Source organism: Comamonas nitrativorans, from assembly GCF_042654765.1.
Classification (GTDB): Bacteria; Pseudomonadota; Gammaproteobacteria; order Burkholderiales; family Burkholderiaceae_C; genus Comamonas; species Comamonas nitrativorans.
This window is the reverse complement of the sequence record NZ_JBHSEW010000003.1, coordinates 205,817-224,247: the sequence shown is the minus strand read 5'-3', so window position 1 is coordinate 224,247 and position 18,431 is coordinate 205,817. Positions and strand designations below refer to the sequence as shown.

Below are 18,431 nucleotides of genomic sequence, written 5' to 3'. Positions count from 1 at the left end.
TTTTTATTTGCCTTGAGACCCTTTGGGGCTGGCACAAAAAAACAACCCCGCCGGGCGATGCCTGACGGGGTTGTGTTGTGCCAGCAGCCGTGCTGCGGCGCTTATGCCTTCTTGAGCAGACCTTGCAGCAAACGGCCCATTTCAGAAGGGTTGCGGGTGATGGTGAAACCGCACTCTTCCATGATGGCCAGCTTGGCGTCTGCCGTGTCGGCGCCGCCGGAGATCAGCGCACCGGCGTGGCCCATGCGCTTGCCAGCGGGGGCGGTCACGCCGGCGATGAAGCCGACGATGGGCTTTTTCATATTGGCCTTGCACCACTGGGCGGCTTCGGCTTCGTCGGGGCCGCCGATTTCGCCGATCATGATCACGGCGTCGGTATCGGGGTCGTCGTTGAAGGCACGCATCACGTCGATGTGCTTCAGGCCGTTGATCGGGTCGCCGCCGATGCCGACTGCGGACGATTGGCCGATGCCCAGTTCGGACAGCTGGGCCACGGCTTCATAGGTCAGCGTGCCGGAGCGCGACACCACGCCGATGCGGCCCTTGCGGTGGATGTGGCCGGGCATGATGCCGATCTTGATTTCGTCGGGGGTGATCAGGCCGGGGCAGTTGGGGCCGAGCAGCAGGGTTTCCTTGCCGCCGGCAGCCACCTTGGCACGCATTTTGTTGCGCACTTCGAGCATGTCGCGCACGGGGATGCCTTCGGTGATGCAGATGGCCAGGTCCAGGTCGGCTTCGACCGCTTCCCAGATGGCGGCGGCAGCGCCTGCGGGCGGCACGTAGATCACCGAGACGGTGGCGCCGGTTTCCTTGGCGGCATCCTTGACCGAGCCGTAGATCGGGATGTCGAAAATGCGTTCGCCCGCTTTTTTCGGGTTCACGCCCGCCACGAAGCAGTTCTTGCCGTTGGCGTATTCCTGGCATTTTTCCGTGTGGAACTGGCCGGTCTTACCGGTAATGCCCTGGGTGATGACTTTGGTGTCTTTATTGATAAAGATAGACATGGTTGCTCTTTCCTGGGCGGTTTACTTGACGGCGGCCACGATCTTGGTGGCGGCTTCGGCCATGGTGTCGGCAGCGATGATCGGCAGGCCGCTGTCGGCCAGGATTTGCTTGCCCAGCTCTTCGTTGGTGCCCTTCATGCGCACGACCAGGGGCACGGACAGGTTCACGGCCTTGCAGGCGGTGACCACGCCGGTGGCGATGGTGTCGCAGCGCATGATGCCGCCGAAGATGTTCACCAGGATGCCTTCGACCTTCTCGTTCTTGAGCATGATCTTGAAGGCTTCGGTCACTTTCTCGGCGGTGGCGCCGCCGCCCACGTCCAGGAAGTTGGCCGGTTCGCCGCCGAACAGCTTGATGGTGTCCATGGTGGCCATGGCCAGACCGGCGCCGTTCACCAGGCAGCCGATGTTGCCGTCCAGGCTGATGTAGGCCAGGTCGAACTTGCTGGCTTCGATTTCGGCAGGGTCTTCTTCGTCCAGGTCGCGCAGGGCCACGATGTCGGGGTGGCGGAACAGGGCGTTGGCGTCAAAGTTGAACTTGGCGTCCAGGGCCATCAGGTCGCCCTTGGAGTCGCAGTTCAGAGGGTTGATCTCGACCAGCGAAGCGTCGGTATCCATGTAGCACTTGTAGATGTTGGCAAACAGTGCAACCGCCTGGTCGATGGACTTGCCTTCCAGGCCGATGGCCGCTGCCACCTTGCGCGACTGGGCTTCGGTGATGCCGGTCAGGGGGTCGATCATCTCGGTGATGATCTTCTCGGGGGTGGAGTGGGCCACTTCCTCGATGTCCATGCCGCCTTCGCTGGAGGCGATCAGCGCCACTTTTTGCGTGGCGCGGTCGGTGACCAGCGATACGTACAGCTCGTTCTTGATGTCGGCACCGTCTTCGATGTACAGGCGGCGCACTTTCTGGCCTTCCGGGCCGGTCTGGTGCGTGACCAGTTGCATCCCCAGGATTTGTTCAGACAGGGTTTTCACATCGTCCAGCGTCTTGGCCACTTTCACGCCGCCGCCCTTGCCCCGGCCACCGGCGTGGATCTGGGCTTTCACCACCCATACGGGGCCGCCGAGTTTCTGGGCAGCTTCCACAGCTTCTTGTACGGTGAAAGCGGCAATGCCACGGGGTACGGGCACGCCGAATTGACGCAAGATTTCCTTGCCTTGGTATTCATGAATTTTCATGCGTGTGTGTCTCTCAGTAACGGAGGGGGGAATGCCCGCTTTTCCGCCCCCGACAACGTGCAGTAACCCCATGGTAACCACACTGCCTGAGGGTGCAAGGCATGGCAATCGCGGAATGTACCACGCAGGTCTAACACAGTCTTACACCATGGGCTAGTGGTCACTTGCGCACATCAGTCTTTGAAAAAATGCTTTCAATGCGCAAGGTGCAACACCTGCAGGACAATGCGTTTCTTGCGCAGGCCGCGCACCAGGCCGAATGGAGGATTTTTCACACATGCACAGAATTTTTATTGATGGCGAAGCGGGTACCACCGGTTTACAGATTCGCGAGCGCCTGGCGGACATGGCCGGAATCGAACTGGTCAGCATTGCCCCCGAACTGCGCAAGGACCCCGCCGCCAAACGCACCCTGATCGCCGGGGTGGACGTGGTCATCCTGTGCCTGCACGACGACGCGGCGCGGGAGACGGCGGCCATGGTGGATGCCATCACGGCGCAAACCGGCAAGACCATCAAGATCATCGACGCCTCGACCGCGCACCGCGTGGCGCCTGACTGGGTGTACGGCTTTGCCGAACTGGCCCCGGGCCAGCTGGACGCCATCCGCAGCGCCAGCCGCGTGAGCAACCCCGGCTGCTACGCTACCGGCGCGATTGCGCTGCTGCGCCCCCTGGTCGATGCCGGGCTGGTGCCGCCCGATATGCCGCTGGCGCTGCCCTCCATCTCCGGCTACTCCGGCGGCGGGCGGCCCATGATCGAGGCCTACGAGTCCGGCAGCGCCGCCCCGCACGAAGCCTATGCCCTGGGGCTGGCGCACAAGCACATCCCGGAAATCCTGCGCTACACGGGCCTCACGCGCCGGCCCATCTTCATTCCTGCGGTGGGCAACTTCCGTCAGGGCATGTTGGTGGAGCTGCCGCTGCACCTCGATACCCTGCCGGGCCGCCCGCGCGTGGCCGATGTGCATGACGTGCTGGCCGCGCACTACGCCAAAACCAATACGCCCGAGCAGTGGGTAAAAGTGCTGCCCGCCACCGAAGATTTGAAATTGGCCGCCGATACCCTGGCCGATACCAACTACCTGGAGCTGCGCGTGTTCGGCAACGACGACTACCACCACGCCGTGCTGATCGCCCGCCTGGACAACCTGGGCAAAGGCGCCAGCGGCGCGGCGGTGCAGAACCTGCAAATCATGCTGGGGTTGTAAGACCCCCATAAAACTACCGCGCAGCCACGCGGTAGTTGGATAAAGAAAAGGCGTCTGCCTTTTTCAAAGCAAACGCCTTGGAAGTATTACCCGGATACGCTTGGCTTATCCGGGTTACTTGCTTTTAGCGCGGTTCCGTTTGAGCGCAGGGCTAGTCTTGAAAGTAGAGGCCATTGCGAATGTCGCTCTCTGCAGTCTTGGCAAGTTCGTCCACTATGCGTGCCTGCTGTTGAGAAAAGTAATCATGACCAACTTCTAGTGTGGCCGAATATTTTGGGCTAACCGGTTTGTTATCCAAAAATACTCTAACCGCATAGCAATTATTTAAAACTGCTTCACGAATCTCGAAGGTTTTTCCTTCATGTTCAAATTTTCTACTCATGGGTGCATCTCCTTCTGTTGCTTAACGGCAGTTAGCAGGCAGCCAACTGTTTTTTGCTGAACCTGTTGCAGCGCCGGTGCACACCCATTCAGTAATGGTAACAGGGGCCATCGTAAAGTCGGTGGCGACAGCTGCTGCTGCGGCAGCTCCAGTACCCTTTTGGGGCGTGAGTGTAATTGTCAAACCATTCAAATCATCTTGGGCAGTGGCAACCACGACACCTGCAGCGCTAACAGTAATACCGCTAACATACTTGGTTGCCTGGAAATCTGCATCGCAGTCATCAGGGTTTGTGCCAACCTGGGCACTTTCGCTCACGCAAGTACGTGCAGTGCTGGCTGCCAAAATAACTTCCGCTGTTTTCGCCCGTGCCGTATAGTCCTGATACGCTGGCAAAGCCACAGCCGCCAAAATACCAATAATCGCCACCACGATCATCAGTTCAATCAGGGTGAAACCCTTTTGCATGGAACGCAGAGTACGTTTCATAACCAGCTCCTTCAAGTGAGTAAAAAATTAAAGACGCACCGGTAATAGCAACCCCCGTGCCAACCTTTAAACACTCGAAAAACCGCTGCAATACCGCCCCGTGTCGTGGCAATCAACAGACAAAACCCGCTTTCTCCCCTGCGCATGTCGCTCAAAAATCAAGACACTCGGCATGTCGCAGAAAAATGGCGACATTTGAAGGCGGGAACTGCGCCGTAAGCCTCCCTACAATGCAGGCATGATTGCCGCCGCCCATCCAGACGCCCCGCCTTCCATCAGCCTTCACACCGCCGCCATCCTGACCGGGCGCAGCCTGCGCACCTGGCAGCGGCGCATAGAGGATGGATTGGTGCCCCGCTTGGGCGATGGCACGCGTGCGCAGGTGCCTTTTGCGGTGGTGCAGCAAGCGATGGACGTTGCGCTGTGCCCCACCTGGGGCGCGGAAGATGTGCAGACCCTGGTGGCCGCCGACCAGGGCGATGCGCTGGCCCAGGCCGAAATGGGTGCCAAATTTGCACTGATTGCCTTGCGCGGCGCGGCTGCGCAGACTTCAGCGTCGGGGGAGGGGGGGGGCAGGGTCATACGCGCATTGCCCATTATTTTCTAGAGCGGGCAGCCGAACAGGGCGAGGCCGATGCCATGCACTGGCTGGGCCTGCTGCACGCGGCCCGGCTGGGTGAGCCGGGCGAGGACCACAATGCCTTGGCGCTGATGTGGATTGCCAAGGCTGCCGCGCATGGGCATGTGATTGCCCGCGAACAACTGGCCGCTTTACTGCCTAACTTGCCTGATGGCGGCCAGCGCTGACTTGAAACTAGCTTTGTTTTTTATGACTGATTCATCCTTCAACCCCAGCCAGGCGCTGGAGCAAGTAACTAGCCAGTGGGACAGCAGCATCATTCCCCAGCTCAAGGACTACATCGCCATTCCGGCCAAATCGCCCATGTTCGCCCCCGACTGGCAGCAGCAGGGGCTGCTGGAGCAGGTGGTGCGCAACGCTGCTGCGTGGGTGGAGGCGCAAAAGGTGGCAGGCCTCAAGCTGGAGATCGTGCGCCTGCCGGGGCGCACGCCGCTGCTGTTTTTTGAAGTGGACGGCACGCAGGCCAACGCCGCCGCCAGCCCCACGGTGCTGATGTACGGCCACCTGGACAAGCAGCCCGAGTTCGACGGCTGGCGCCGCGACCTGGGGCCGTGGACGCCGGTGATCGACGGCGACAAGCTCTATGGCCGGGGCGGTGCGGACGACGGCTATGCCATCTACGCCAGTATCGCCGCCATCCAGGCGCTGAAAAGCCAGAACACGCCGCACCCGCGCATCGTCGGCATGATCGAAACCAGCGAGGAAAGCGGCTCCGGCGACCTGCTGCCCTATGTCGATGCGCTCAAATCCCGGCTGGGCGACGTGGGCCTGGTGATTTGCCTGGACAGCGGCGCGGGCAACTACGACCAGTTGTGGCTGACCACCAGCCTGCGCGGCATGGCCAGCGGCACGCTGAAGGTGCAAATCCTGACCGAAGGCGTGCATTCGGGCGATGCCTCGGGCGTGGTGCCATCGTCGTTTCGCATCCTGCGCCAGGTGCTCGATCGCCTGGAAGACAGCCGCACAGGCCGCGTGCTGCCCGCCAGCTTCCACAGCGCCATTCCGCAGGAACGCATCGCCCAGGCCCAGGCCACGGCGGCGATTCTGGGCGATGCCGCGTGGAACTACTTCCCCTGGGCGCAGCACGATTGCGGCGGCCCCGGCGGCTTTGCCCTGCCCATGACGGATGACCCGGCGCAAGCGCTGCTCAAACGCACCTGGGAGCCGACCCTGTCCGTCACCGGCGCGGAAGGGCTGCCCGCCCTGCGCGACGCGGGCAACGTGCTGCGGCCCTACACCGCCTTCCAGCTCAGCCTGCGCCTGCCGCCGCTGGCCGATGCCGCCGCCTGCGTGCAGGAGCTGAAAGCCCTGCTGGAAGACAACGCACCGTACCACGCCAAGGTGACGTTCGAGGGCGCGTCCAGCGCCAACGGCTGGAACGCGCCGGGCATGACGCCGTGGTTCGAGCAGGCCCTGCACGCCGCCAGCCGCGCCCACTTCGGCGCGGACTGCGGCTACATCGGTCAGGGCGGCACGATTCCGCTGATGAACATGCTCGCCCAGGGTTTCCCCAAGGCGCAGATGATGGTCTGTGGCGTCCTCGGCCCCAAGAGCAACGCCCACGGCCCCAACGAGTTCCTGCACCTGCCCTACGCCAAAAAGCTCACCGCCGCCGTGGCACAGGTGATCGGGGCCATGGCGGCCACGGCCGGCGACCCGGCGCAATAAGACTGCGCATTAAAAAAGAAAGCACCTCGCGCGGGTGCTTTCTTGTTTTCAGGGTCTTTTTTTATTCAGATGCTTTGACGGCAAGCGGTAGAAGCTCCTGATTTCGTTGCATCACAGGTAGGAGTAGAAGCAGCGAAACGGCACGTTCTGTTCGGCCCAGAACTCGGCCGCATCGCGAAAGCAGTCCAGCAATTGCTCGCGCACGTCCTTGTCGAACTTGGGGGCGACGGGCAACTGGTCGAGTACGACGACAAACCCCGGCTGGCGGCAGGCACGGGCCAGCGGATCGGTCAGGCAGTCGTACAGGGCATCGAAGTTCTTGCCGAAGTGCGCGGGCAGGTGAAACTCCCGGCCAATCAGCTCCAGCGCCTCGGCCTTGGTTTCGATGTCGGCGAAGTTGGCGTACAGAAAATGCTGGCCGCCGGCCTGCGCTGCCGCCTGCAGATCGGGAATGCGGAAGGCCCGGATGGACTGCACCACTTGCGGGGGCACATTGTTCAGCAGGTCGGGGAGGGCAGCGGTCATGGCGGAAGCAGTGGGCGGTTAGGGCGCGATACGGGTGAAGCTGGCGTAGTGGTCGGCGGTGTAGTAGCAGGCCTGGGGGCGCGTGGGCTGCCAGCCGCCGCAGACGATGCGCCGCGCCCCCCGGCTGCGCTGGCGCGGGGTTTTCACGGTGTATTCGCGGTAGTAGCCGCGTTTTTCGGCCGGCAGCAGGCGTTCGCGGTTGCCGAAGATGCTGCCGTCCTTGTCGTAGGGAAAGGGGCCGCCGCTCAGGATGCGCTCATACGTGGTGCGGGCCTGCACGGGCAGTTCGGCCAGGGTGACCTGGGACGGCTCGTAGGCGCAGGCGCTGTGCAGCACGCAGGTGGACAGCGCCAGGGCGGCCATGCGCCAGCGGCGCAGCACGGCAAGGGGAGACAGGGACGAGGACACGGCCGGAAAAAGAAGGGTGGGGGAGGCTTGAAAACGGGCGCAAGTGTGAAGGAGCCCCCCTGAAAAAGCAAGCCTGCCGGGCCACTGCGGCCCGGTTGGTGGCCGAAGGGCGCACGGCAGGCTGGGGGGCCGTTAGCGCCCGGCGTTGGCGTCCGCGACGGTCAGCGCCGTCATGTTCACGATGCGGCGCACGGTGGCGCTGGGGGTGAGGACATGCACCGGCTGGTCGGCGCCCAGCAGCACCGGGCCGATGGCGATACCGCCGCCCGCGGCCTGCTTGAGCAGGTTGTAGCTGATGTTGGCCGCGTCGATATTGGGCAGCACCAGCAGGTTGGCGTCGCCTTCCAGCGTGCTGTGCGGCATCAGCTCCAGGCGGGCTTCGCCGTCCAGGGCCACGTCGCCGTGCATTTCGCCATCCACTTCCAGCCACGGCGCCTGCACGCGCAGCAGCTCCAGGGTGGCCCGCATTTTGACGGCGCTGGGCTGGTTGCTGGAGCCGAAATTGCTGTGCGAGAGCAGGGCCACCTTGGGCTTGATGCCGAAGCGCTTGATCTCTTCGGCGGCCATGAGGGTGATTTCGGCCAGCTGCTCGGCGCTGGGGTCGTAGTTGACGTGGGTATCGACGATGAACACCTGGCGCTCGGGCAGCAGCAGGCAGTTCATGCAGGCGTAGGTCAGGGTGCCGGGACGCCGGCCAATCACCTGGTCGATGTAGTTCAGGTGCAGGGCCGTGCTGCCCCAGGTGCCGCAGATCAGGCCGTCCACCTCGCCCTTGTGCAGCAGCATGGTGCCGATCAGGGTCAGGCGACGGCGCATTTCGATCTTGGCCATCGGCTCGGTGATGCCTTTGCGCTCGGTCATCCGGTGGTAGGTCTGCCAGAAGTCGTGGTAGCGCTCGTCATGCTCGACGTTGACGATGTCGTAGTCGCGCCCTTCCTGCAGGCGCAGGCCGAATTTTTCGATGCGCTGGGCAATGACCAGCGGGCGGCCGATCAGCGTGGGGCGGGCGATGCGTTCGTCCACCACGATCTGCGCAGCACGCAGCACGCGCTCTTCCTCGCCCTCGGCGTAGGCCACGCGCTTCTTGGTGGCGGCCTTGGCGGTCATGACGATGGGTTTCATCATGGTGCCCGAGGCGTAGACGAAGGTCTTGAGCTGCTCGCGGTAGGCAGCCATGTCGGCAATCGGGCGCAGGGCCACGCCGCAGTCGGCGGCGGCCTGGGCCACGGCGGGGGCGACGATCAGCATCAGGCGCGGGTCGAACGGCTTGGGGATGAGGTATTCCGGCCCGAAGGACAGCGGCTGGCCGACGTAGGCGGCGGCCACTTCCTCGCTTTGCTCGGCCTGGGCCAGATCGGCAATGGCGTGGACGGCGGCCACTTCCATCTCCTTGGTGACGGTGGTGGCCCCGCAGTCCAGTGCGCCCCGGAAGATATAGGGGAAGCACAGCACGTTGTTTACCTGGTTGGGGTAGTCCGTGCGGCCCGTGGCGATGATGGCGTCATCGCGCACGGCCTTGACATCTTCGGGCAGGATTTCCGGGTTGGGGTTGGCCAGGGCGAAGATGATGGGCGTGGCGGCCATCTTGGCGACCATGTCCTTTTTCAGCACGTTGCCGGCGGACAGGCCCAGGAAGGCATCTGCGCCCTCGATCACCTGGCCCAGGGTGCGCAGCTCGGTTTTTTGCGCGAACAGGGCCTTGTCCTCGTCCATCAGCTCGGTGCGACCTTCGTAGACCACGCCGGCCAGGTCGGTGACGAAGACGTTTTCGCGCTTCAGCCCCAGCACCAGCAGCAGATTCAGGCAGGCCAGGGCGGCAGCGCCCGCGCCGGAGGCGACCAGCTTGACCTCGTCGATCTTCTTGCCCGCCACCTTCAGGGCATTGACCATGGCGGCGGCCACGGTGATGGCCGTGCCGTGCTGGTCGTCGTGAAAAACGGGAATGTTCAGGCGCTTGCGCAGCTCGCGCTCGACGTAGAAGCAGTCGGGCGCCTTGATGTCTTCGAGGTTGATGGCGCCGAAGGTCGGCTCCAGTGCGGCGATCACTTCCACCAGCTTCTGCGGGTCCTTCTCGTCGATCTCGATGTCGAACACATCCACCCCGGCGAACTTCTTGAACAGCACGCCCTTGCCTTCCATCACCGGCTTGGAGGCCAGCGCACCGATGTCGCCCAGGCCCAGCACGGCGGTGCCGTTGGAGATCACGCCCACCAGGTTGCCCCGGCTGGTGTATTTGAAGGCGGCGGCAGGGTCCTTGACGATTTCCTCGCAGGGCGCAGCCACGCCGGGGGAGTAGGCCAGCGCCAGGTCGTGCTGGTTGCCCATGGGTTTGGTGGCGGCAATGGCCACCTTGCCGGGCTTGGGAAACTGGTGGTACTCCAGCGCCGACTGGCGCAGCAGCGCTTTTTTATCGATCAGGGCCGGGGAGGGAGTGTTCTGAGGCATGGCAGGCGGGCGTGAAGCGCAGAGAGGGCCTGCGGCCGCGCGATGCGGGCGCAGGCGGTTTGTCAAAGGAAACGGGCATTGTAGGCCGCTGCCCCTGTTCGCCTGCTGCGCCTGCGATCGGCCCCTGGGTCAAACAGATTAACTTTCAGGTATGCAATATCGGCATACATATAAAAAGAAGCTATTTGCGCTTGATTCATGCCGTTTTCATAGGCTTTTCATCGTTGATTTCCCACTGATTCAGCGGAAGGCGCTCTTGTTTTTTACGATCCCAGAGCTTTTCATGGACGAAAAAGAACAGCATCTGCACGGTCGGCTCCAGCAGGCTCAGGGTCATGGCCACCCACAGGTTGCCCGTCACGGCATACGCCACGCCGATGGCCACGGTGATGTGCAGGCAGTAGTAGCTCAAGGTTTTCAGCAGGGTACGCTGGTGGCGGCGCAGCAGGGTGGTCAGGGCAGTCATGGCAATCTCTCCAAAAGTTGTTCTTATGATAATAATTCTTATTTGCGTTGTGTTCGGTTTTTCCTATCTGCAAAATCAGCAATTTCCATTACCCTTGGAACCTGTTTACGCTCTTTTTCGTCTTGCTGAAGGAGGTCTGTGCCGGTCATGTCCGCTGTAGTGTCTGCCCCCGTGAACCATTGGGCCATCCGGCCCCTGACGGCTGCCGATGTGGACAGCCTGCTGCACATCCAGACCCAGGCGTATGGCGTCCAGTTTTGTGAAAGCCGCGCCGTCTTTGCCCGGCGCCTGGCCGCCGGGCACCAGTGTTCCCTGGGCGTGGAGCGCCCCGGTGAATCCGGGCTGCTGGCCTATGCGGCGGCGTACTGGTCGGCGGTGGGCCATATCACGGCACTCAATGGCGACTTCGACCCCCCGCCGCCGCAGGCCGCCCCGGCGCTGTACCTGCACGACATCTCGGTGCTGCCGGCGCTGGCCGGGCAGAAGGTAGCCCATGCCCTGGTTCTCCGGCTGATGGAGCTGGCCCGCTCCCGCGCCGTGGCGCACATGGCCCTGGTGGCGGTGCAAGGCTCCAGCCGGTTCTGGCAGCGCTACGGGTTTGCCGAGCAAAAAGTCACCAGCCCTATCGAGCAGCAGCACCTGGACAGCTACGGCGCCGGAGCGCTGTACATGACCCGCCGCCTGTAGCCCCAGCGTGTGCCGCCGCGTAGTAATCGGCTAATACCCGCGTTGCCGGGTGGGGGCAGACAATGGTTTTTTTGCCAACGAAGGAGACAGACATGGCCAGCAAGAAAATCCTGATGATCTGCGGTGACTACTGCGAGGACTACGAAACCATGGTGCCGTTCCAGACCCTGCTGGCCGTAGGCCACCGGGTCGATGCGGTCTGCCCGAACAAGCAGGCGGGCGAGCAGATCAAGACGGCCATCCACGACTTCGAAGGCGCCCAGACCTACAGCGAAAAGCCGGGCCACAACTTCACGCTGAACGCCACGTTTGCCGACATCGACCCGGCGGACTACGACGCCCTGGTCATCCCCGGTGGCCGTGGCCCCGAATACCTGCGCAACGACGAGGCCGTGTGCGCCGCCGTGCGCCACTTCTTCGATACCGACAAGCCCGTGGCCGCCATCTGCCACGGCGCCCAGCTGCTGGCCGGGGCCGGGGTGCTGCAAGGCCGTGCCTGCTCGGCCTACCCGGCCTGCCGCGCGGAAGTGATCCTGGGCGGCGGCAGCTATGTGGACATTCCGGTCGATCAGGCGCACACCCAGGGCAACCTGGTCAGCGCCCCGGCCTGGCCCGCCCATCCGGCCTGGATGGCGCAGTTCCTGAAACTGCTGGGCACGCAGATCACCCTGTAACCGGCCCACGCACCGAGGTTTGACAAACCCCGGGGCAGGTGGCCACCATTGCCGCCTGCCCTGTCTGGTTTGGAATGCCGTATGTGCCAAGTTTTCATCAGCGCCGACCCGGCGCTTTACAGCTCCCGCACCCGGTCGCTGCGCCTGCACGGGGTGGCGACCAGCATCCGCCTGGAGAACCTGTTCTGGGACGTGCTGGAGAAAATCGCCGCCCGCGACGGTTACACCGTGCCCCAGTTATGCACCACGCTGTACGACGAGCTGCTGCGCGAGCGCTCGGCAGAGCCGACCAACTTCACCTCGTTCCTGCGCGTGTGCTGTATGCGCTACCTGGCGCTACAGCTCGACGGGCAGATTCCGCAGGACGTGCGCATTCCCATCCGCTCCATCGTGCTGGAATCCCGGCATATGTATTCCTAATAAAAATGGCACTTTCCCTTGCCAGGAAAGCGCCAGCAGCTCTTGTTTCTGACGGTCAATTGAGCGCCATGCTCAGTTTGCGCCGGTAGCTGTCGATCAGCGCCGTGGCCGCGTCCTGTGCGGCGGCATTCTTGCCCAGCAGTTCGATGCCGCCGGCGCTCTTGCCGGGCACGGCGTCCTGCTTTTTCGGCTTGGGCGGGGTGAGCAGTTCCAGGATGGCGACGAACAGCTTGCGGGCGGCCTGCTCGTTCCAGGTCTTGTCGCGCATGATGATTTCCAGCAGTTCGTCCATGCTGTCCGTCCACTGCCCGGCGGCGGCCAGCAGCTGGGCCTTGGCAAAGCGCGTGTCGAAGTCGCGCTTGTTGTGCGCAATGGTCGCCTCGAACTGCGCCAGCGGCCATTCGGCACGCGGGTCGTGCTGGGCAAACACGATGCACTGGAGCCATTCGCTCAGGGCCGCAAAACGCAGTGGCTGGGGGATGCGCTTGAGCGGTTCCTGCAACAGGGCGGTGGCTTCCTCGATGCCGCCGCTGGCGATCAGCAGGCGCACGTAGTCGAAGCGGGCATCGTCGTTGCCGGGGTCGGCGGCCACGGCTTCGGCCAGCTTTTGCAGGGCGGCGTCGGTGTCGCCCTCCTGCATGAGCTGCTGGGCCTCTTGCGCTTCGGCCTCGGCGTGCAGGGCGTCCTCGCTGGGCAAGTGCTTGTCCAGGAACTGGCGCACCTGGCCTTCGCTTTGCGCCCCCATGAAACCGTCGACGGGCTGGCCGCCGACCATCAGCACGCAGGTGGGCACGCTGCGCACGCCGAACATGGCGGCGATCTGCTGGTTGGCGTCCACGTCGATCTTGGCCAGGATGAAGCGTCCGCCGTAGTCGGCCTCCAGCTTTTCCAGCGTGGGCACCAGCGTCTTGCACGGGCCGCACCAGGTGGCCCAGAAGTCCACCAGTACCGGGGTGTGCATGGAGGTGGCGATGACCTCGGCTTCAAAATTCTCTAGGGTGATGTCGATCATGGGGGATAACTCTCGTGACGCTCGCCCGGGGGCGCGGATGGGGTGATTCTCCCGGATATCTTGGGGCGCTGTCCGCTTTTGCCAGAGGGGGCGGTGCGGACCAACTGTGTGCAGCGCAAAAACGTAAAGAAGTTGTAAAGGGCTGGAACTTCCGCCCTCCCGCCCCACCTTATGCTGGGTAAGACCTCTGGTTTTGCGGACTTTTTCGCTGCGGGGCACGGCCATCGTCTTGAATGCCAGCCTGGGGGTGTCTCTCCTCCCTCCCTCTCTTAAGTTGCCCACGGGTTGCCTTGCAGCGCTTTTTCTTCCTGGCCCCAGCCCGGCATTGCCCGGGCTGGGGCCAAAACATTGGGCACCATTGGGCGCGGCAGCATTCGCAAACGGCGCAGGGCTGCGCCGGGGGCGGCCTTTACAATCGCCGCCCATGAACCTCTCTGCCCTTACCGCCCTCTCTCCGCTGGACGGCCGCTACGCCGCCAAACTTGCCCCCCTGCGCCCCATCATGAGCGAATACGGCTACATGCACCGCCGCGTTCAGGTGGAGGTGACGTGGTTCATCGCCCTGTCGGATGCCGGTCTGCCGGAATTTGCGCCGCTGTCCGGCGCAGCCCGTGAACTGCTGCTGGGGCTGGTGGCGAATTTCAGCGAGTCTGACGCCCAGGCGATCAAGGACATCGAGAAAACCACCAACCACGACGTGAAAGCCGTCGAATACTGGATCAAGAACCAATTCAAGGGCCACGCCGAGCTGGAAAAGGCGTCCGAGTTCGTCCACTTCGCCTGCACCAGCGAGGACATCAACAACACCAGCCATGCCCTGCAGATCCGCGCCGGGCGCGAGGTGCTGCTGACCGGCCTGAACGCCGTGGCCGCCAAGCTGCGCGAGATGGCGCACCAGTTTGCCGCCGTGCCCATGCTCAGCCGCACGCACGGCCAGACCGCCAGCCCGACCACGGTGGGCAAGGAGATCGCCACCGTCGCCATGCGTTTGAACAAGGCGATCGCGCAGATCGAGGGCGTGCAGATTCTGGCCAAGATGAACGGCGCCGTGGGCAACTACAACGCCCATCTGGCCGCCTACCCCACGCACGACTGGGAGGCGTTCAGCCGCAAGGTGGTGGAAAGCGCCGAGCCGGTGGGCCTGGGGCTGACCTTCCAGCCTTATTCCATCCAGATCGAGCCGCACGACTACATGGCCGAGGTGTTCGACGCCGTGGCCCGCGCCAACACCATCCTGATCGACCTGTCACGCGACATCTGGGGCTACGTCAGCCTGGGCTACTTCAAGCAGCGCCTGAAGGCGGGCGAGATCGGCTCGTCCACCATGCCGCACAAGGTCAACCCCATCGACTTCGAGAACTGCGAAGGCAACCTGGGCCTGGCCAATGCCGTGCTGCGCCATCTGGCCGAGAAGCTGCCCATCAGCCGCTGGCAGCGCGACCTGACCGACTCCACCGTGCTGCGCAACATCGGCGTGGCGCTGGGCTACGCCACGCTGGCCTACGCTTCGCTGATGACCGGCCTGAACAAGCTGGAACTGAACGAAGAACGCCTGGCCGAAGACCTGGACGCCGCCTGGGAAGTGCTGGCCGAGCCGATCCAGACCGTCATGCGCCGCTACGGCGTGGCCGGGGCCTACGAAAAACTCAAGGAAGTCACGCGCGGCAAGAGCGTGCTGGCCGAGGATTTGCACCAGCTCATCCGCAGCCTGGACATCCCCGAGGCCGACAAGCAGCGCCTGCTGGCAATGACCCCGGCCAGCTACATCGGCAAGGCCGTCGAACTGGCCCAACGTATCTGATCGAATGATTTGATAGCTTCCACCGCTGATTAGATAAGCATTTCAAATATAAAGAGCTGCCAAAACCAGGGAAACCCTGCGGAAGCAGCTCTTGTTTTTTATATGAATCCCTCATGGCCCTGAAATCCACCATCTTCAAAGCCAACCTGTCGATTGCCGACATCGACCATGGCTACTACGCCGACCACAACCTGACCCTGGCCCGCCACCCCAGCGAAACCGACGAGCGCATGATGGTGCGGCTGGTGGCGCTGGCGCTGAACGCCTGGCAGTTGCAGGCGCTGTGCAACGGCGACGGCACGCTGGCCTTCGGCACCGGCCTGAGCGACCCGGACGACCCGGACGTCCACATCACCGACTTCACCGGCGCCAAGCGGTTGTGGATCGAAGTGGGCCAGCCCGAGGAAAAACCCATCAGCAAGGCGTGTAGCAAGTCCGATCAGGTGCTGCTCTACCCCTTCGGCCCGGCGGCGGAAGTGTGGTGGAAAGGGCTGGAAAACAAGGTGGCGCGGCAGAAAAAACTGGAAGTCTGGCGCATTGCGGCAGAAACCGCGCAGGAACTGGCCGCGCTGGCCCAGCGCTCCATGCAGTTGCAGGCGACGATTCAGGACGGGCAGCTCACCCTGTCCAGCGAACAGGGACTGGTCGTGGCGGAGTTGCAACGCTGGCAGTAACCCGGCGGTAACTCTGGCGTTGGCGCTTGCCTACAATGCGCGGGATTTTCCCAATCTTCTATAAGACCATCCCATGCACATCCTGCGCTTCTCCGACCTGTGCGCCCAGGGCAAAGCCCAAGGCCAACGTGTTTTCATCCGTGCCGACCTGAACGTGCCCCTGAACGATGCGGGCCAGATCACCGAGGACACGCGCGTGCGCGCCTCCGTGCCCGCCATCGAAATGGCGCTCCAGGCCGGGGCCGCCGTCATGGTCACCAGCCACCTGGGCCGCCCCACGGAAGGTGCATTCAAGCCCGCCGACAGCCTGGCTCCCGTCGCCCGGCGCCTGTCCGAACTGCTGGGCCGCGACGTGCCCCTGGTCGCCAACTGGGTCGATGGCGTGCAGGTGGCGCCCGGCCAGGTCGTGTTGCTGGAAAACTGCCGCGTGAACGTGGGCGAGAAAAAGAACAAGGAAGAACTGGCCCGCAAGCTGGCCGCGCTGTGCGACATCTTTGTCCACGACGCCTTCGGCACCGCCCACCGCGCCGAGGGCACCACCTACGGCATCGCGCAATACGCGCCCATCGCCTGCGCCGGCCCGCTGCTGTCGGCAGAAATCGACGCCATCAGCAAGGCATTGGCCAACCCGGCGCGTCCGCTGGCTGCCATCGTCGCTGGCTCCAAGGTATCCACCAAGCTGACCATCCTGCAATCGCTGGCGAACAACGTCGACCAGCTCATCGTCGGCGGCGGCATCGCCAACACCTTCATGCTGGCGGCGGGGCTGAACATCGGTAAATCGCTGGCCGAACCCGATCTGCTCGATGACGCCAAGGCCGTGATCGCCGCCATGGCCGCACGCGGCGCGGAAGTGCCCATCCCCACCGACGTGGTGACCGCCAAAACCTTCGGCGCAGACGCTGCCGCCACCGTGAAAAAAGCCACCGAAGTGGCCGATGACGACCTGATCCTGGACATCGGCCCCGAAACCGCCGCCAGGCTGGCTGCACAACTCAAGCAGGCGGGCACCATCGTCTGGAACGGCCCGGTCGGCGTGTTCGAGTTCGACCAGTTCGCCGACGGCACCAAGGCGATTGCCGAGGCCATCGCCCAGTCCAGTGCCTTCAGCATCGCGGGCGGCGGCGACACCCTGGCGGCCATTGCCAAGTACGGCATCGAGGACAAGGTGGGCTACATCTCCACCGGCGGCGGCGCTTTCCTGGAAGTGCTGGAAGGCAAGACCCTGCCCGCCTTCGAGATTCTGGAAAAACGGGCGCAGGGGTAAAACCGCCCCGGCCCCATCGGCAACCGCCTGGAAACCCCGGGCGGTTTTTTCATGTCCGGGTTCAGGCCCGCATCAGCGCCTCGATCTCTGCCACTTCCACGGGCACGTCCCGCGTCAGCAGTTCGCAGCCGATGGCGGTGACGACGGCGTCGTCCTCGATGCGGATGCCGAGGTGGTGGAAGTGTTCGGGCACATCGTCGGCGGGGCGCACGTACAGGCCGGGTTCGATGGTCAGGCACATGCCCGGCTGCAGGATGCGGCTGGGGCGGCTGCCGTCGGGGCGGGCGGGGGCGCCGGGTTCGGTGTAGCTGCCGCAGTCATGCACGTCCATGCCCAGCCAGTGGCTGGTGCGGTGCATGTAGAACTGGGTGTAGGTTTTGTTCTCGATGATGTCCTGGGTGCTGCCGTGCCGGTCGGCCTGCAGCAGGCCCAGGTCGAGCAGGCCCTGGGCCAGCACGGCGACGGTGGCGTCGTGCGGGTCGTTGAAGCGGTTGCCGGCGCGGGTGGCGGCGATGGCGGCGTGCTGGCTGGCCAGCACCAGCTGGTAGAGGTCGCGCTGCGGGCCGGTGAAGCGGCCATTGGCGGGGAAGGTGCGGGTGATGTCGGCGGCGTAGCCGTCCAGTTCGCAACCGGCGTCGATCAGCACCAGGTCGCCGTCGCGCACGGGGGTGCAGCCGGCGCGGTAGTGCAGCACGCAGGCGTTGGCCCCGGCAGCGACGATGCTGTCGTAGGCCACGCCCTGGGCGCCGCCGTGGCGGAAGGTGTGCAGCAGTTCGGCGTCCAGGTGGTATTCGCGCACGTCCTGGCCGCTGCGCAGCATGTGGCTGCTGCATTGCATGGCGCGGATGTGGGCGGCGGCGCTGATGGTGGCGGCGCGGCGCATGGTGGCCAGTTCGTGCGCGTCCTTGATGAGGCGCATGTCGTCCAGCAGGCGGCACAGGTCGCCTTGCTGTGCGGGGCACAGCACACCGGCGCGGGCACGCTGGCGCACGGGGGTGAGCCAGCGTTCGATCTGCGCGGCCAGGCCGTCGTGCGTGGCGAAGGGCCACCAGACGCATTGCCGGTTGTCCAGCAGGGCGGGCAGTTGCTCGTCGATGGCGGTGTTGGCGAAGGCGGCGTCCAGCCCCAGGGCGGCGGGCGCGGCTTCGGGGCCGAGGCGGTAGCCGTCCCAGATTTCGCGCTCCAGATCTTTGGGCTGGCAGAACAGGGTGGCGTGGCCATCGGCGGCCAGCACCAGGGTGGCACCCGGTTCGGTGAAGCCGGTGAGGTAGAAGAAGTAGCTGTCGTGCCGGTACAGATAGCTGTTGTCGCGGTTGCGCGGGCGCTCCGGCGCGGTGGGGACGATGGCGATGCCGCCGTCACCCAGTTGGGCGGCCAGCCGGGCGCGGCGCTGGGCGTAGACAGAAAGAGGGTAGGCAGTGGGGGGCAGTAGCGCGGTAGAGGCAGTCATGGGCGAGGATGGTAGCGCTTAAGATGC

20 protein-coding genes are annotated in these 18,431 nt (G+C 64.1%); 10 read left to right on the top strand and 10 right to left on the bottom strand.

What is annotated here, in order from left to right; translation table 11 throughout:
• Positions 1–101 precede the first annotated feature (101 nt).
• Together sucD and sucC are read right to left on the bottom strand one after the other, a co-directional pair.
• Entirely contained in the window at positions 102–1,004 is a 903-nt protein-coding gene (gene sucD / locus ACFO3A_RS05365) for a succinate--CoA ligase subunit alpha (protein WP_377724643.1), read from the bottom strand.
• A gap of 21 nt (positions 1,005–1,025) precedes the next feature.
• On the bottom strand, positions 1,026–2,186 hold the full coding sequence (gene sucC, locus ACFO3A_RS05360) for an ADP-forming succinate--CoA ligase subunit beta (RefSeq protein ID WP_377724642.1): 1,161 nt from the start codon (positions 2,184–2,186) through the stop codon (positions 1,026–1,028).
• A gap of 277 nt (positions 2,187–2,463) precedes the next feature.
• Here sucC and argC point away from each other — a divergent pair, with 277 nt between their 5' ends.
• Positions 2,464–3,396 carry an N-acetyl-gamma-glutamyl-phosphate reductase gene (argC, locus tag ACFO3A_RS05355; RefSeq protein WP_377724640.1) on the top strand — a complete coding sequence of 311 codons (933 nt, stop codon included), beginning with the start codon at positions 2,464–2,466 and terminating at the stop codon, positions 3,394–3,396.
• 151 nt (positions 3,397–3,547) lie between these two features.
• Here the strand turns inward: argC and ACFO3A_RS05350 are convergent, their stop codons facing one another.
• Both ACFO3A_RS05350 and ACFO3A_RS05345 read right to left on the bottom strand, forming a co-directional pair.
• The gene (locus tag ACFO3A_RS05350) at positions 3,548–3,778 is read right to left on the bottom strand and encodes a hypothetical protein (protein ID WP_377724638.1); all 231 of its coding nucleotides are present in this window, start codon (positions 3,776–3,778) and stop codon (positions 3,548–3,550) included.
• A gap of 21 nt (positions 3,779–3,799) precedes the next feature.
• Positions 3,800–4,267: a pilin gene (locus ACFO3A_RS05345; protein ID WP_377724636.1), complete on the bottom strand. Its 468-nt coding sequence runs from the start codon at positions 4,265–4,267 to the stop codon at positions 3,800–3,802.
• Between the two features lie 238 nt (positions 4,268–4,505).
• On the opposite strand from ACFO3A_RS05345, the gene ACFO3A_RS05340 reads away from it, so the two are divergent.
• From ACFO3A_RS05340 to ACFO3A_RS05330, 3 genes are read left to right on the top strand one after another with little or no spacing between them, the layout of a single operon-like run.
• A complete protein-coding gene (locus ACFO3A_RS05340; RefSeq protein ID WP_377724635.1) occupies positions 4,506–4,874 on the top strand; it encodes a hypothetical protein in 369 nt (122 codons plus the stop codon).
• 32 nt (positions 4,875–4,906) lie between these two features.
• A complete protein-coding gene (locus ACFO3A_RS05335; protein WP_377724631.1) occupies positions 4,907–5,074 on the top strand; it encodes a hypothetical protein in 168 nt (55 codons plus the stop codon).
• A gap of 22 nt (positions 5,075–5,096) precedes the next feature.
• Positions 5,097–6,575, top strand: coding sequence for a M20 family metallopeptidase (locus ACFO3A_RS05330; RefSeq protein ID WP_377724628.1), 1,479 nt, complete (start codon positions 5,097–5,099; stop codon positions 6,573–6,575).
• A gap of 111 nt (positions 6,576–6,686) precedes the next feature.
• Here ACFO3A_RS05330 and ACFO3A_RS05325 read toward each other — a convergent pair whose 3' ends face one another.
• The 4 genes from ACFO3A_RS05325 to ACFO3A_RS05310 form a co-directional block, all read right to left on the bottom strand.
• Entirely contained in the window at positions 6,687–7,100 is a 414-nt protein-coding gene (locus tag ACFO3A_RS05325; protein WP_377724627.1) for a barstar family protein, read from the bottom strand.
• A gap of 18 nt (positions 7,101–7,118) precedes the next feature.
• Entirely contained in the window at positions 7,119–7,463 is a 345-nt protein-coding gene (locus ACFO3A_RS05320) for a guanyl-specific ribonuclease (RefSeq protein ID WP_377724687.1), read from the bottom strand.
• 177 nt (positions 7,464–7,640) lie between these two features.
• Positions 7,641–9,953 (bottom strand): NADP-dependent malic enzyme, encoded by a 2,313-nt coding sequence (locus ACFO3A_RS05315; protein ID WP_377724625.1) that lies wholly within the window; start codon positions 9,951–9,953, stop codon positions 7,641–7,643.
• A 196-nt stretch (positions 9,954–10,149) separates the two neighbouring features.
• Positions 10,150–10,419, bottom strand: coding sequence for a DUF2061 domain-containing protein (locus ACFO3A_RS05310; RefSeq protein WP_377724623.1), 270 nt, complete (start codon positions 10,417–10,419; stop codon positions 10,150–10,152).
• Between the two features lie 147 nt (positions 10,420–10,566).
• On the opposite strand from ACFO3A_RS05310, the gene ACFO3A_RS05305 reads away from it, so the two are divergent.
• From ACFO3A_RS05305 to ACFO3A_RS05295, 3 genes are all read left to right on the top strand, one after another.
• Complete coding sequence (locus ACFO3A_RS05305; protein ID WP_377724621.1) at positions 10,567–11,106, top strand: GNAT family N-acetyltransferase; 540 nt, start codon at positions 10,567–10,569, stop codon at positions 11,104–11,106.
• A 92-nt stretch (positions 11,107–11,198) separates the two neighbouring features.
• Positions 11,199–11,780, top strand: coding sequence for a DJ-1/PfpI family protein (locus tag ACFO3A_RS05300; RefSeq protein WP_377724620.1), 582 nt, complete (start codon positions 11,199–11,201; stop codon positions 11,778–11,780).
• A gap of 81 nt (positions 11,781–11,861) precedes the next feature.
• Positions 11,862–12,200: a ribbon-helix-helix domain-containing protein gene (locus ACFO3A_RS05295; RefSeq protein WP_377724619.1), complete on the top strand. Its 339-nt coding sequence runs from the start codon at positions 11,862–11,864 to the stop codon at positions 12,198–12,200.
• 55 nt (positions 12,201–12,255) lie between these two features.
• Here the strand turns inward: ACFO3A_RS05295 and trxA are convergent, their stop codons facing one another.
• Positions 12,256–13,212, bottom strand: a complete 957-nt coding sequence (gene trxA, locus ACFO3A_RS05290) for a thioredoxin (protein ID WP_377724618.1) — start codon at positions 13,210–13,212, stop codon at positions 12,256–12,258.
• 424 nt (positions 13,213–13,636) lie between these two features.
• Here trxA and purB point away from each other — a divergent pair, with 424 nt between their 5' ends.
• The 3 genes from purB (at position 13,637) to ACFO3A_RS05275 (ending at position 16,954) form a co-directional block, all read left to right on the top strand.
• A complete protein-coding gene (gene purB / locus ACFO3A_RS05285) occupies positions 13,637–15,013 on the top strand; it encodes an adenylosuccinate lyase (protein WP_377724617.1) in 1,377 nt (458 codons plus the stop codon).
• Between the two features lie 113 nt (positions 15,014–15,126).
• Complete coding sequence (locus ACFO3A_RS05280) at positions 15,127–15,687, top strand: YaeQ family protein (protein WP_377724615.1); 561 nt, start codon at positions 15,127–15,129, stop codon at positions 15,685–15,687.
• A gap of 73 nt (positions 15,688–15,760) precedes the next feature.
• Positions 15,761–16,954, top strand: a complete 1,194-nt coding sequence (locus tag ACFO3A_RS05275; protein WP_377724613.1) for a phosphoglycerate kinase — start codon at positions 15,761–15,763, stop codon at positions 16,952–16,954.
• Positions 16,955–17,015: 61 nt separating this feature from the next.
• Here ACFO3A_RS05275 and ACFO3A_RS05270 read toward each other — a convergent pair whose 3' ends face one another.
• Positions 17,016–18,404: an aminopeptidase P N-terminal domain-containing protein gene (locus tag ACFO3A_RS05270; RefSeq protein WP_377724611.1), complete on the bottom strand. Its 1,389-nt coding sequence runs from the start codon at positions 18,402–18,404 to the stop codon at positions 17,016–17,018.
• Positions 18,405–18,431 lie beyond the last annotated feature (27 nt).

Excerpts from the sequence above, each read along its gene's own strand:
- sucD (WP_377724643.1), bottom strand. The coding sequence starts at position 1,004 with ATGTCTATCTTTATCAATAAAGACACCAAAGTCATCACCCAGGGCATT.
- sucC (WP_377724642.1), bottom strand. The coding sequence starts at position 2,186 with ATGAAAATTCATGAATACCAAGGCAAGGAAATCTTGCGTCAATTCGGC.
- argC (WP_377724640.1), top strand. The coding sequence starts at position 2,464 with ATGCACAGAATTTTTATTGATGGCGAAGCGGGTACCACCGGTTTACAG.
- ACFO3A_RS05350 (WP_377724638.1), bottom strand. The coding sequence starts at position 3,778 with ATGAGTAGAAAATTTGAACATGAAGGAAAAACCTTCGAGATTCGTGAA.
- ACFO3A_RS05345 (WP_377724636.1), bottom strand. The coding sequence starts at position 4,267 with ATGAAACGTACTCTGCGTTCCATGCAAAAGGGTTTCACCCTGATTGAA.
- ACFO3A_RS05340 (WP_377724635.1), top strand. The coding sequence starts at position 4,506 with ATGATTGCCGCCGCCCATCCAGACGCCCCGCCTTCCATCAGCCTTCAC.
- ACFO3A_RS05335 (WP_377724631.1), top strand. The coding sequence starts at position 4,907 with ATGCACTGGCTGGGCCTGCTGCACGCGGCCCGGCTGGGTGAGCCGGGC.
- ACFO3A_RS05330 (WP_377724628.1), top strand. The coding sequence starts at position 5,097 with ATGACTGATTCATCCTTCAACCCCAGCCAGGCGCTGGAGCAAGTAACT.
- ACFO3A_RS05325 (WP_377724627.1), bottom strand. The coding sequence starts at position 7,100 with ATGACCGCTGCCCTCCCCGACCTGCTGAACAATGTGCCCCCGCAAGTG.
- ACFO3A_RS05320 (WP_377724687.1), bottom strand. The coding sequence starts at position 7,463 with ATGGCCGCCCTGGCGCTGTCCACCTGCGTGCTGCACAGCGCCTGCGCC.
- ACFO3A_RS05315 (WP_377724625.1), bottom strand. The coding sequence starts at position 9,953 with ATGCCTCAGAACACTCCCTCCCCGGCCCTGATCGATAAAAAAGCGCTG.
- ACFO3A_RS05310 (WP_377724623.1), bottom strand. The coding sequence starts at position 10,419 with ATGACTGCCCTGACCACCCTGCTGCGCCGCCACCAGCGTACCCTGCTG.
- ACFO3A_RS05305 (WP_377724621.1), top strand. The coding sequence starts at position 10,567 with ATGTCCGCTGTAGTGTCTGCCCCCGTGAACCATTGGGCCATCCGGCCC.
- ACFO3A_RS05300 (WP_377724620.1), top strand. The coding sequence starts at position 11,199 with ATGGCCAGCAAGAAAATCCTGATGATCTGCGGTGACTACTGCGAGGAC.
- ACFO3A_RS05295 (WP_377724619.1), top strand. The coding sequence starts at position 11,862 with ATGTGCCAAGTTTTCATCAGCGCCGACCCGGCGCTTTACAGCTCCCGC.
- trxA (WP_377724618.1), bottom strand. The coding sequence starts at position 13,212 with ATGATCGACATCACCCTAGAGAATTTTGAAGCCGAGGTCATCGCCACC.
- purB (WP_377724617.1), top strand. The coding sequence starts at position 13,637 with ATGAACCTCTCTGCCCTTACCGCCCTCTCTCCGCTGGACGGCCGCTAC.
- ACFO3A_RS05280 (WP_377724615.1), top strand. The coding sequence starts at position 15,127 with ATGGCCCTGAAATCCACCATCTTCAAAGCCAACCTGTCGATTGCCGAC.
- ACFO3A_RS05275 (WP_377724613.1), top strand. The coding sequence starts at position 15,761 with ATGCACATCCTGCGCTTCTCCGACCTGTGCGCCCAGGGCAAAGCCCAA.
- ACFO3A_RS05270 (WP_377724611.1), bottom strand. The coding sequence starts at position 18,404 with ATGACTGCCTCTACCGCGCTACTGCCCCCCACTGCCTACCCTCTTTCT.